11 protein-coding genes are annotated in these 12,522 nt (G+C 71.0%); 6 read left to right on the plus strand and 5 right to left on the minus strand.

Annotated elements, in window-relative coordinates:
* The coding region (locus tag FXO23_RS40170; RefSeq protein WP_179957016.1) for a DNA translocase FtsK 4TM domain-containing protein at positions 1-1,421 on the minus strand (1,421 nt) is incomplete at its 3' end.
* Between the two features lie 198 nt (positions 1,422-1,619).
* On the opposite strand from FXO23_RS40170, the gene FXO23_RS40175 reads away from it, so the two are divergent.
* Positions 1,620-2,420: a lysophospholipid acyltransferase family protein gene (locus tag FXO23_RS40175; protein WP_158892302.1), complete on the plus strand. Its 801-nt coding sequence runs from the start codon at positions 1,620-1,622 to the stop codon at positions 2,418-2,420.
* Here the strand turns inward: FXO23_RS40175 and FXO23_RS40180 are convergent.
* Both FXO23_RS40180 and FXO23_RS40185 read right to left on the minus strand, forming a co-directional pair.
* The gene (locus tag FXO23_RS40180) at positions 2,417-3,775 is read right to left on the minus strand and encodes an LLM class flavin-dependent oxidoreductase (protein ID WP_158892304.1); all 1,359 of its coding nucleotides are present in this window, start codon (positions 3,773-3,775) and stop codon (positions 2,417-2,419) included. The genes FXO23_RS40175 and FXO23_RS40180 overlap by 4 nt on opposite strands.
* Entirely contained in the window at positions 3,772-5,055 is a 1,284-nt protein-coding gene (locus tag FXO23_RS40185; RefSeq protein ID WP_218952301.1) for an MFS transporter, read from the minus strand. The genes FXO23_RS40180 and FXO23_RS40185 overlap by 4 nt, the downstream gene beginning before the upstream one ends.
* Before the next feature lie 100 nt (positions 5,056-5,155).
* Here FXO23_RS40185 and wrbA point away from each other — a divergent pair, with 100 nt between their 5' ends.
* Positions 5,156-5,773, plus strand: a complete 618-nt coding sequence (wrbA, locus tag FXO23_RS40190; protein ID WP_158892308.1) for an NAD(P)H:quinone oxidoreductase — start codon at positions 5,156-5,158, stop codon at positions 5,771-5,773.
* 36 nt (positions 5,774-5,809) lie between these two features.
* Entirely contained in the window at positions 5,810-6,790 is a 981-nt protein-coding gene (locus FXO23_RS40195) for an EamA family transporter (RefSeq protein ID WP_158892310.1), read from the plus strand.
* On the opposite strand, the gene FXO23_RS40200 is transcribed toward FXO23_RS40195, so the two are convergent.
* On the minus strand, positions 6,777-7,394 hold the full coding sequence (locus tag FXO23_RS40200; RefSeq protein ID WP_158892311.1) for a DUF305 domain-containing protein: 618 nt from the start codon (positions 7,392-7,394) through the stop codon (positions 6,777-6,779). The two genes, FXO23_RS40195 and FXO23_RS40200, sit on opposite strands and share 14 nt — an antisense overlap.
* Positions 7,395-7,521: 127 nt before the next feature.
* Between FXO23_RS40200 and FXO23_RS40205 the strand changes: the two genes are divergently transcribed.
* Both FXO23_RS40205 and FXO23_RS40210 read left to right on the plus strand, forming a co-directional pair.
* Positions 7,522-8,889 (plus strand): amino acid permease, encoded by a 1,368-nt coding sequence (locus FXO23_RS40205; protein WP_158892313.1) that lies wholly within the window; start codon positions 7,522-7,524, stop codon positions 8,887-8,889.
* A 126-nt stretch (positions 8,890-9,015) separates the two neighbouring features.
* Positions 9,016-10,431: a glycoside hydrolase family 30 protein gene (locus FXO23_RS40210; protein ID WP_158892315.1), complete on the plus strand. Its 1,416-nt coding sequence runs from the start codon at positions 9,016-9,018 to the stop codon at positions 10,429-10,431.
* 9 nt (positions 10,432-10,440) lie between these two features.
* Here FXO23_RS40210 and FXO23_RS40215 read toward each other — a convergent pair whose 3' ends face one another.
* A complete protein-coding gene (locus FXO23_RS40215; RefSeq protein ID WP_158892317.1) occupies positions 10,441-12,099 on the minus strand; it encodes a substrate-binding and VWA domain-containing protein in 1,659 nt (552 codons plus the stop codon).
* Positions 12,100-12,354: 255 nt separating this feature from the next.
* On the opposite strand from FXO23_RS40215, the gene FXO23_RS50895 reads away from it, so the two are divergent.
* Positions 12,355-12,507, plus strand: coding sequence for a hypothetical protein (locus tag FXO23_RS50895; RefSeq protein ID WP_179957017.1), 153 nt, complete (start codon positions 12,355-12,357; stop codon positions 12,505-12,507).
* Positions 12,508-12,522: the final 15 nt, after the last annotated feature.

Raw genomic sequence — 12,522 nt, forward strand, 5'->3', positions numbered from 1 at the left:
AGGTTCGCGGTGACGAAATGGCCCTCGATGTCCTTGCCCAGCCCGATCACCATCGGGTGGTTGTCCTTGACGGCCTTCGACGAGCGCAGGACGTCGCCGAGGCGGACCATCTCGCGGTCGGAGTTCGGCACCTCGATGCCCACCGCGGACTTGCCGGGGATGGGCGCCAGCAGCCGCACGTTGTCGGTGGCCACCGCGTAGGCGATGTTCTTGGTCAGCGCGGTGATCTTCTCGACCTTCACGCCCGGCCCGAGTTCGACCTCGTACCGGGTGACCGTCGGCCCCCGGGTGAACCCGGTGACCTGCGCGTCCACGTTGAACTGCTCCAGCACGCCGGTGATCGACTCGATCATCGAGTCGTTGGCCTTGCTGCGCGTCTTCGGGGCGTCCCCGAGCTGCAGCAGGTCCGGCGACGGCAACTGGTAGTCGCCCTCGACGGTCCGGGTGACCGCGAGCGCGGGCTCGGCCTTCTTCGGCTTCTTCTCCGGGACCTCGGACGGTTTGACCTTCGGCGGCCGGGCGGGCGTGGGCGGTTCGGCGAGCGCGGCCTCGAGGTCGAGCTTCTGCTGCCCCGAATCGTCCCCGGTGCCCTGGCGGCGGCGCGACGGTTTGCGCAGCCGGACCGCCTTCGGATCGGCCTCGGTGACCGCGTCGCGTTCCTCGGCGATCTTCTGCCGCTCGGCCTCGGCGGCCTCCCGTTCCTCGTCGGACAGCCCCCATTCCCGCAGCCGCTGCGGGATCTGGCGCACCGGCGTCCCGGTGAACACCAGCACGCCGTAGCCGAGGGACAGGATGAGCAGGGGCACCGCGACCCAGCTCGTCACGCCCTTTTCCAGCAGCCCGCCGGAGACGAACCCGAACTGCCCGCCCGCGTACATCCGGTCCTGGTTGGCGACCGGCAACCCGCTGAACACGTGCAGCAGTCCGAGAATCGACAACGTCACCAGCAGCGTGCCGATCGCCAGCCGCGGCCGGGCCTCCGGACGCGGCTCGGTGCGCATCAACGCCACGGCGGCCACGACCAGCGCCAGTGGCAGCGCGACCGCCCCGGCGCCGAACACGGTCCGCGTGCCGACCTCGACCCAGCCGCCGACCGGTCCGGCGGCATGCCACCAGACCCCGGCGGCGATGATCACGGCGAGCGCGATCATCCCCAGCGCGACCCCGTCGCGGCGGTGTTCGGGCTCCAGTTCACGGCTGCGGCCCACCATGCGGGCGAGGCTGCCCACCCCCTTCGCGAGCAGGTTCCAGCCGCCGCGGACGCCCCGGCTGAACGTGCCCGAGGACCTCCGCCGAGCCGCGGGCCTGCGGGCGGAGCTACGCGTCGAAGCGGGCCGTGACCTGCCGGATCCGCCGGTTTTGCGCGCCGGACCCTTGCCGCCTCTCGATCCGCTCCGCTTGGTCGCCGTACCGCTAGCCATGCCTTCTACGGTAGCCGCCGAGCCCCTCCAGCCCCGGGTGCCACTCGCACCGCACCCGAAACAAATCTCACCGTGTTCATCTGAGAACGCGGACCGCGATCGCGTTGACCATGCCTTTCGCCGCGACTTTGGGCATTTTCCCGGCCGAGTCACCCAAGTGGCCGCCAAGCCGGATCATCCGCATGAAATGCTCTGCCCATGTTCGCGCTGCACCACGACGAGAATCGCCGGGGGGTCCCGGCGGTCTGGCGGACCATGACGGCCCTCGACCGCGGCCTGGTGAGTCTGGTCGGCCGCCTCAAGGTCACCGGCCAGGTACCGGCTGACCTGCGCAAACGACCCTTGCTGATGGCCGCCAACCACATCGGCGTCTTCGACGCGTTCGTCCTGATCGCCGCCTGCAAGAAGCTGGGCTTCGAACCGCGGTTCCTGCTGGCCGGGGGCCTGCTGGACGCCCCGGTCGTCGGCCCGGCGCTGCGCGCCAGCGGGCACCTGCGGATCGACCGGGGCAAGGCCACCGCGATCGAGCAGTTCGCGCAGGCGATCGAGGCCCTGCGCACCACCCGGTCGCCGATCATCGTCTACCCCGAGGGCCGGATCAGCCACGATCCGGGCCTGTGGCCGGAACGCGGGAAGACCGGCGCGGCGCGGCTCGCGCTGGCCGCCGGGGTGCCGGTGGTGCCGATCAGCCAGTGGGGCGCGCACGAGGCCGTCTACTGGGGCACAGAGACCGTGTCCGGGCCCGCCGATCTGGTGCCGCTCGCGCGTTCGGGGCTGACCGCGCCGCTGCGCCGACCGACCTTCCGCGTCCACTTCGGCGAGCCGGTCGACCTGTCGGAGTTTCCGCCGGACAAACCGGGCAGCGGGGTGCGCGCGCACGCGAAGATCATGCGCGCGATCACCGACGGCCTGGTCCCGTTGCGGAAGAACGAACTGGACCGGCCGCGGTTCCACGACCCGACGCGGCCTACCGACACGAAGAGTCCCTGGCGCCCCTAACGCCGGTATCCGGCGCCGGGGTGGTCGGCGGGCAGCCGCGGTCCCCCGCCGCTCAGTTTCTCCCGCAGCGTCCCGGTTCCCGGGTGTTCCGGCACCCGCCCGCGCGCCCGCAGTTCGGGGACCACGAGCCGGGCGAAGTCGGCGAAGGTGCCCGGTGTGGTCGCGTAGGCGAGGTTGAAGCCGTCCACGTCGGCCTCGGCGACCCAGCGCTCGAGTTCGTCGGCCACCTGCGCCGGGGAACCGGCCACCACCGGGCCGCGCCCGCCGATGCCGATGAACTCGGCCAGGTCGCGCGGGGTCCACGCGCGGTCCGGATCGGCGGTGGTGAACGAGGCCAGCGCCGACCGGTTCGCGTCCCGGTCGGCATAGCTCAGCGGTTCGTCGACCGCCAGCTCCGCGAGGTCGACCCCGGTCCAGCCGCCGAACAGCGCGAACGCACCGGGCACGCTGACCAGCCGCCGGTATCCGGCCAGTTTCTCCGCCGCCTCCGCCGCGGTCTCACCGACGATCGGCGTCAGCATGGTGAACACCTTGATCGACCGCGGATCCCGGCCGCGTTCGGCGGCCGCCCCGCGCAGCGCGTCCACCGAGCGGCGCACCACCCGCGGGGTCGGTCCGGACACGAACACCGCCTCCGCGTGCGCGGCGGCGAACCGCACCCCGCGCGGCGAGGCTCCCGCCTGGAACAGCACCGGGGTCCGCTGCGGTGACGGTTCGCAGAGGAACGGCCCGGGCACGGTGAAGTACTTGCCGGCATGCCCGATGTCGTGCACCTTCGCCGGATCGGTGAACACCCCGCGCTCGGCGTCCCGCAGCACCGCGCCGTCCTCCCAGGAGGATTCCCACAGCCGGTAGCAGACCTCGAGGTACTCCTCGGCGATCTCGTACCTTTCGTCGTGCGGGATCTGCGTGCCCAGGCCGAGATTGCGCGCCGCGCTGTCCAAATAGGACGTCACGATGTTCCACGCGACCCGCCCCTTGGTGAGGTGGTCCAAAGTAGACAGTCGGCGGGCGAGTGCGTAGGGCTGCTCGTAGGTGAGCGAAACGGTGACCCCGAAGCCGAGCTGCCCGGTCACCGCGGCCATCGCCGAGATCGCCAGCGTGGGATCGTTCACCGGGAACTGCGCGGCATCGGCGACCGCGGCGTCGCGGGAACCCTGGTACACGTCGTACACACCCAGCACGTCGGCGAGGAACAACGCGTCGAACCCGCCCTGGTCCAGGGTCCGGGCCAGATCGACCCAGTACTCGAGGTCGGTGTAGCGGTGCCCCTGGTCCTCCGGATGCCGCCACAACCCCGGTGACTGGTGGCCGACGCACGCCATGTCGAAGGCGTTCAGGTAGATCCGACTCATAGATATGTTTCCCTTGCCAGACAAGCCGATGCGCCGGTCAGCCCGGCGAGCACGGCGAAGTAACCGACGATCAGCCACGGGCCGCCGCCCGCGGCCAGCAGGGCGGCGGCGATCAGCGGCGCGAACCCGCCGGAGAGCACCGCGCCGAGCTGGTAACCCAGTGACGCCCCGCTGTAGCGGACCCGGGTCGCGAACAACTCGCCGAACCAGGCCGCCTGCGGGCCGTACATCGCGTCGTGCACCACGTTGACCCCGAACACGATCGCCAGCACCACGGCCACCGGCGACCCCGATTCCGCGGCGAGGAAGAACAGGGCCAGCGCGATCACCCCGGCGACCGCGCCGAACAGGTACGGCGGCCGCCGCCCGAACCGGTCGGAAAGCCAGGCCCACAGCGGGGTGCTGACCAGGCCGAGCGCCGAGGCGATCATCACCGCGACCAGGCCGACCTGGCTGTCCTTGCCGAACACGTCCTGCAGGTAGGTCAGCGAATACGTGGTGAGCAGGACGAACAACGCGATCTGCGACAGCCGCAGGCCGGTGGTCAGCAGCACCTCGCGGGGCTGCGTGCGCAGCACCTCGACGACCGGCAGGCGCGCGGTTTCCCGGCGCCGCTTGAGTTCGGTGAACTCTTCGGCGTCCGCCAGGCGGAGCCGGATCACCAGGCCGACGAGCACCAGGACGAAGCTGATCAGGAACGGGATCCGCCAGGCCCCGGCGAGGAACGCGGCGTCCCCGGCGATCGAACGCACGGCGTAGTAGACGCCCGTGGCCAGCAGCATGCCCGCCGACGAGCCGAGCTGGGTGAAACTGCCGAACAGCCCGCGCCGCCCGGGCGGCGCGTGTTCGACCGAGAGCAGTGCCGCACCACCCCATTCGGCGCCCACCGCGAGCCCCTGCAGCAACCGCAACACCACGAGCAGCGCGGGCGCGAGCACACCGGCCTGCGCGTAGGTCGGCAGCACGCCGATCGCCGTGGTCGCCGCGCCCATCAGCACCAAGGCGCCGACCAGCACCGTTTTCCGCCCCATCCGGTCGCCGAGGTGCCCGGACACGACCGCGCCGATCGGCCGGGCGCCGAACCCCGCGGCGTAGGTCGCGAAGGAGGCCAGCGTGCCCGCGGTCGGCGACACCGCCGGGAAGAACAGCGGTTTGAACACCAGCGCGGTCGCGGTGGCGTAGAGGTAGAAGTCGTACCACTCGACGGTGGTGCCGACCATGCTGCCGATCGCGGCGCCCCGCGGGGTGGTGCGCGGGCGGTCGGAGATCGTTGTCGTCACGCCGGTGCACGCTAAGCGGAAGTCGGCGATCTTGGGCACCATCCGGACTTCCGGTCCAGATCATGGGACACCGCCTGCGGGTCCCCTAGAGTCGTTCCCCGTGAGCACGCGCATTCTCGTCGTCTACTACAGCGCCACCGGCAACACCGCCGCGCTGGCGTCTTCGCTGGCCAAGGGCGCCGAAGAGGCGGGCGCCGAGGTGCGGCTGCGCACGGTGGCCGAAACCGCCCCCGCCGAGGCGATCGCGACCAACCCGCGCTGGCAGGCCTGGGTGGATTCCGGACCGCACGCCGAACTGGCGACCCTGGACGATCTGGACTGGGCGGACGGCCTCGCGGTCGGCAGCCCCACCCGGTTCGGCGGCCCGGCAAGCCAGCTGAAGTCCTATTTGGACACCACGGGTGGCTTGTGGGCCAAGGGGAAGCTGGCGAACAAGGTGGCGACGAGTTTCACCACGGCGTCCACCGCGCACGGCGGCCTGGAGTCGACCCTGCTGGCCATCAACAACGCCTTCTACCATTGGGGCGCGATCGTGGTCCCGCTCGGCTACGCCGACGCGCACCTGCTGGAATCGGGCAACCCGTACGGCGGTTCGTTCGTCTCCCGCAAGTCCGCCGAACCCGACGAGACGGCACTGCGCGCGCTGCAGCTGCAGGGTAACCGGCTCGCCACGATCACCGGTTACGTGGCCGACGGCCTGCGGGGCGCCGAAAAGTAGTTCGTCGGCGCCGGTGGGGCCGCATAGTCTCGCCCCGTGGCCCTTGATCTTTCCGCACCGCCGGTCCGCGCCCACCGCGGGCGGGGCACCGCGCTGATCCTCGTCGCGTCGGTCTGCTTCGGCAGTTCGGGCTCGATAGCGAAACCGGCGATGCTCGCGGGCCTGTCGCCGGAGCAGGTGGCCGCGGCCCGGATCGGGCTGTCCGCGCTGGTCCTGCTCGCCGGGGTCGCGCTCGTCAAACCCGGCCTGCTGCGCGTGCGGCGCGGCGAATGGCCGGTGCTGGCCGGGTACGGCCTGCTCGGCGTCGCCGGGGTGCAGTTGTGCTACTTCGTCGCCGCGTCTCAGATCCCGGTGGGCGTCGCGATCCTGCTGGAGTTCATCTCGCCGGTGCTGATCGCGCTGTGGGTCCGGTTCGTGCGCCGCGTCCGGCTGCCCGCCGTCATGTGGGGCGGCACGCTGCTGGCGATGCTCGGGCTGGCGATGGTCGCACAGGTCTGGCAGGGACTGCGGCTGGACGCCCTCGGCCTGCTCGCCGGGCTGGGCGCGGCCGTGTGTTCGGCGAGCTACTTCCTGCTCGGCGAGCACGGCGTCGCCAGCCGCCACCCGCTGGGCATGGTCACCTGGGGAATGATCATCGGCGCGGTCGCGGTGTGCGCGGTGGCCCCGCCGTGGACGCTGCCCGCCTCGGTGCTCACCACACCCGCCCGGTTCGGCCCGTGGCAGCCGCCGGTGTGGCTGTTGCTGGTGACCGTCGCGCTTTTCTCGACCGTCCTGGCCTACCTGGTCGGCACCACCGCGCTGCGGCACCTGCCCGCCTCGACGGCCAGCGTCCTCGGCCTGCTCGAACCGGTCGTCGCCATGGTGACGGCGTGGCTGCTGGTCGGCGAGGAGCTGAGCTGGGTGCAGTTGCTGGGTTCCGCGGTGCTGCTCACCGGCGCGCTGATCGTCCAGCTCACCTCGCCGGGCAAGCAGCCCGCGGGCGAACCGCTCCCGGTCGACCGGCTCAGCCCGCCTTGAGCGCGCGCAGTTCGTCGATCTCCGCCCGCTGCGCCTGGCTGATCTGCTCGGCCAGGGCACGCGACTGCGGGTTCACCCCCGCCGAACTGGCCTGACCGGCCAGGTTCAGCGCGCCCTCGTGGTGCCGGATCATCAGGTCCGCGAAGGATTGGTCGAACGCGGCGCCCGAAGCGGCCTGCAGTCCGGCCATGTCCGGACCGGTCAGCATGCCGGACAGCCCGGCCTGTTCGGCGGCGTGCAGCCCGGGATCCTCGGGCGCGGGCTGCCCCCAGCTCTCCAGCAGGCCGGACAACCGGGCGATCTCCGGTTCGTGCACGTCCTGGATGCGCCGGGCCAGCGCCTTGAGCCTTTCGTTGCCCGCCCGGGTGTCGGCGAGCGCCGCCATGTCCAGCGACTGCTGCAGGTGCGGGATCATCTTGTTCGCGAAGTGCACATCCGCCTCGTTGAACTGCTCCGGCGCGGGTGGCGCCGCGGACGGCGCCGGATCCGGACCGCCGGAACATCCGGTGAGCGCCAGCGCGGACACCACGACAGCGAAGGCCAGCCGTCGGTGGAAGCGGAACATGATCGACTCCTGGAAGGCGAACGAGGTGGTCAACGGCACGTGGACCGGCATAGGTTCGCAGAACGGACACCCGCGAGCACGACCGGGGTCGGTGAATCCCTGGCCAACCAGCCCGCCGTGGTGCGAGAATCCCGCGATCTTGGCCCGGCGGTGAAGGGAGCGGCGGATGGACCAGACCACACGGGCGAGTGTCGAGGGCCTCCGTCCGACCCTTCGTCAGCGCCACGTCCGGATGATCGCGCTCGGCGGAATCATCGGCGCCAGCCTGTTCATCGGCAGCGGCGCGGTGATCCACACCGTCGGCCCGGCCGCCGTGCTGTCCTACGCGCTCGGCGGGCTGCTGGTGGTGCTCGTGATGCGCATGCTCGGCGAACTGGCCGTCGCGTCCCCGTCGCTCGGCTCGTTCATGGAGTACGCCCGGGAGGCGCTCGGCGGCTGGGCCGGGTTCACCATCGGCTGGCTGTACTGGTACTTCTGGGTCGGCGTGATCGCCTTCGAGGCGGTGGCCGGCGCGGAGATCCTGGTGCGCTGGATTCCCGTGGTGCCGCAATGGGTGTTCTCGCTCGGCCTGATGCTGCTGCTCACGCTCACGAACCTGGTATCGGCGCGTTCGTTCGGCGAGACCGAGTTCTGGCTGGCCTCGATCAAGGTCGCCACGATCGTGATCTTCCTGGCGGTCGGGGTGCTGTTCGTGCTGGGCCTGTGGCCGGGCGCGTCGTTCTCCGCCGGCAACCTCGGGCGGGACGGTTTCTTCGCCAACGGCGGGTTCTCGGTGATCCACGGCGTGGTGATCGTCATCTTCTCCTACTTCGGCACCGAGATCGTCACCATCGCGGCCGCCGAATCCAGCGAGCCGGAGAAGGCCGTCGCCAAGGCCACCGCGACCACGGTGTGGCGGGTGATCGTGTTCTACGTCGGCTCGGTCGCGTTGCTCGTGATGATCACGCCGTGGCGGGACGTGCCGACCGAAACCAGCCCGTTCGCGGCCGCGTTCGGGAAGTTCGGCATCCCGGCCGCGGAGACCATCGTGAGCGCGGTGGTGCTGACCGCCGCGCTTTCGGTGCTGAACTCCGGGCTCTACACCGCGTCCCGGATGCTGTTCGCGTTGCGGCGGCACGGCTGGGCGCCCCGCTGGGTGGCCCACACCAGCCGGCGCGGGGTGCCGTGGCAGGCGATCCTGCTGTCCACAGTGGTCGGTTATGTCGCGGTGGTGATGAGTTACGTCTCGCCGGACACGATCTTCTACTTCATCATCAACTCGGCGGGCGCGGTCGCGCTGTTCGTCTACGCGATCATCGCGGGGTCCCAGCTGCGCATGCGGGGCAGGCTGGAACGGGAGGCGCCGGAGCGGCTGAAGCTGCGGATGTGGGGCTACCCGTGGCTGAGCTGGCTGACCCTGATCGCCACGCTGGTCGTGGTGGTGTCGATGGCGTTCGTCGCCGAGGCCCGGTCGCAACTGCTGCTGAGCGTGCTCAGCCTGGTGGTCTTCCTGGGGATCTACCTGGTGCTGCGGGCGAAACGCGCCCGCGCCTGAAGGACGGCTAAGCTCGGGGCGACCAGGCGATCAACCTTGTGGTGACAGAGCGTGATACCCCGACGGGCGAGCAAGTTCACCCGCCAGCAGCGCGACATTCGCGGGCGCGCGCGTTCTGCTCGAATTATGTCCCTGGTCCTGAGCCTGTGCGCGCTGGTCACCGCGTGCACGGTCGCCGGTGTGCCCCATCCGGACACCGAGGCCGTGCAGTCGTGGGTGACCACGGCGGACGGCCGGTCCCGGATGGACGCGCAGGCGACGCTGCGCCTGACCGCGGGCGCGTCCTCGGCGGGCTCGGGTCCGGTGATCACCCTCTCCCCCGGCACGACCTACCAGACCATGCGCGGGTTCGGCGCCTCGTTCACCGGTTCCTCGGCGTCGCTCGTGCACGCCTCGCCGCGACGCGACGAGGTGATGCGCAGGCTCTTCGACCCGCACGCCGGGATCGGCCTGAGCGCCCTGCGCCAGCCGATGGGCGCCTCGGACTTCTCGACCGACTTCTACACCTACGACGACGTACCGGCGGGAAGCCAGGACTGGAAGCTGGCGAAGTTCAGCGTCGACCGGGACCGGGCGACGGTGATTCCGCTGCTGCGCCAGGCGGCCGCGCTGAACCCGCGGCTCAGCGTCACCGCCACGCCGTGGACGCCACCGGCTTGGATGAAGGACAACGAGAGCCTCACCGGCGGTAGCCTGACCGCCGCGAGTTTCCACACCTACGCCCAGTACTTCGTCCGTTTCCTGCGGGCCTACGCCGAGGCCGGGGTGCGCGTCGGCACGGTCACCCCGCAGAACGAACCGGAGAACCCGGCCGGGGAGTACCCGAGCGCGCGGATGAGCGCCGACGCGCAATCCGCGTTCATCGGCAACGATCTCGGCCCGGCGCTGGCCGAGGCCGGGCTGGGCGACACCCGGATCCTCGCCTACGACCACAACTGGGACGGACTGTCCTATCCGGAATCCGTGCTGGCCGACGGAAAGGCGCGCAAGTACGTCGACGGCGTCGCGTTCCACTGCTACCAGGGCGATGTGGCGGCGCAGAGCGCCCTGCACGAGCGGCATCCGGAACTGGCGATCGAACTCACCGAGTGCAGCGGCACCGAGGGGGTGAGCGAGGAGAGCACGTTCGCGGACACGTTGTTGTGGCAGGCGGGAAGGCTGCTCGTCGACGGAACCCGGAACTGGGCGTCCTCGGTGCTCACCTGGAACATCGCGCTCGACCCGGAGAACGGCCCGGCGCGGGGCTGGTGCCGGAACTGCACCGGCCTGCTCACCGTGGACAACAAGGCGGGCCGCGTCGACTACAACGCGAGTTATTACGTGCTCGGGCATGCGAGCAAGTTCGTCCAGCCGGGCGCGGTGCGGATCGACTCGGCGGGCGGTGACGGGCTCGGTTCGGTCGCGTTCCGCAATCCGGACGGTGGTGTCGCGGTGATCGTGCTCAACCCCGGCGACCAGCGGACCTTCGACCTCTCGCTGAACGGCAAGCACGTCACCACCACCCAGCCCGCCCGTTCCCTGGCCACCTACCTCCTGCACTGACCCCGGGCGTCAGCCGGAGCAGTTCGGGGGCTGGCAGGCGAGTTTGCTCAGCGCGCCGTAGAAGACATCGGCGATCTTCGACGGATCCGGGGCGGTGAAGGTCTTGCCACCGGTCGGCACGGTGATGGCGTCCAGTTCGGCGCTGTCGATATCCGGCCCGATCCCGATCCCGATGATCGCGATCGGCCGGTGCGGATCCTTGAGCTTCCCGAGTTCGGCGAGCAGATCAGCCCGGTTGATCCCGTCGGGGTCCTCGTTCCGCCCGTCGGTCATGAGCACCACGATGTTGAGCCGCCCGGGTTCCCATTCCTGGCGCGCGATCCGGTAGGCCGCCAGCACGCTGTCGTAGAGCCCGGTCCGGCCGTCCGGCGTCGCCTTGATACCCCGCAGTTTCTCCGCCACCCCGGTGAGCTGCTCACCGATCGGCACCATCGGCACGATCTGCCGGTAGTCCTTGTCGCCGTCCAGCGCGGTGGAGAACGTCCAGATGCTGATCTTGGTGGTGGGCTTGAACAGGCCCAGGCCCTGCTCGGCGGCTTCCAGGGTGAGCGCCATCCTGGTCTTGCCCGACGCGGGATCGATCGCGTTCATCGAACCGGACACGTCGAGCAGCACCCGCACCCGCGAACTCAGGTTCACCCCGGCCCACTGGTTGAGCAGTTCGTCGAGCGCGGACAGCGGCGGCATGGTTTCCGGCGGTTGGTCCAGGCCGGAAACGTGCTTGTCCTGCGAACGATCCCGCAACGTCCGGCCTTCCGGCGTGCGGAACCCGGCGTCGGCGAGCGCCGCCCGCCCGGGCGGATCGAGCAGGGCGCGCAGCAGCCGCTCGGCCCCGGCGCGCTCGGCGGCGCCCGCGTTGGACAACACGGCCAGCGGATAGTCCAGGGCGGGGATCGGCATCTCCGAATAGGCGGCGACCAGACCGTTCTCCCGCTGCTTCACGTTGTGCCGCAACAGGGAATTCTCCGAGGCCGGGAACGCGCTGAGCGGGTCCCGCTGGGTGCCGCCGCCGGGCAACCGGGCGAACAGCTCGGCCGAGCCGGCCGTGGTGTTCGGGGACAGCCTGCGCAGTGCGGCGGCATAGGCGGCCGCGGGATCCGGTGCGCCCCGGCTCGCCGCGCGGACGCCGAGCAGCGCGGCCACGCCGACCGGATCCCGTGCCGGATCGGGGATTCCGACGCCGATTCCGGGAGCGGCGAGGACGTCGGACCAGGTGGGCGCCTTGTCCGGCCAGCGCAGTTCCCGCGCCGCCTGTTCGGTGAGCGCGAGCACCACCGGGGAACTGGCCACCGACGTGCCCAGTTCGGGCACCTCGCCCGCGCCGCTCCCCTTGGCCCGTTGCAGGCGGACCGTGGATTCCGGGATCCAGACGTGCGGCCGTTCGCTGCCGTCGGAGATGGCCAGCGATTCGGCCACCGCGGCCGAATCGCGCGCCTGCACGTCGAACCGCTGGCAGCCGTCGCCGGGCAGGGAACGCGAGAGCTGGGTGACCGTCGGGGCGATGTCCGGGGCGGCGGTCACCCGCACCACGGTCGGATTGGCGCAGTCGGAACCCCACACCGTGCGCACCACGAACCAGCCGCCGAGGCCGAGTAGCACCACGACGGCCGCGGCGAGCGCGGACGCGCGCAGGCGAGGGCGCGGCTGGGTGCTGGAATGTCGCCCCATCGGCGCAGCCTTCCTGCCGATCGGTGCGACCCTCCCCGGCTGGGCCGCCGTCCGTCCGGATACAGGCTAGAAGAAATTCGCGCCGGTTCCTGGTGCGATCGGCGTAGCCCGCGCTACGACGGGAAGCGCAACGGCCTCGGGATCGCTACTCCCTCCCGAGGAGGAGCCGAACCCTTCCCCGGTACGACGACAACCCGGCGGCCGGCACGAAATCCTTGACCGGCAACGACATCCAGCGACCACCCGGGGGACCCGATGACTCAGCCGCCCGATCCCGCCCGCCTGCCCGGAGCCATAACGCCCTCGCACCCCACCCGGGCCGAACAACGCCGAGCCCGCCACGCCCTGCTCCGCCAAGCCCTGCTGGTCGCCCTGGCCTGCCTACTCGCCGCGGGAACCACCCGCTAAGCCCTGCCCAAGCCA

The organism is Amycolatopsis anabasis (assembly GCF_009765355.1).
GTDB classification, from domain to species: Bacteria; Actinomycetota; Actinomycetes; order Mycobacteriales; family Pseudonocardiaceae; genus Amycolatopsis; species Amycolatopsis anabasis.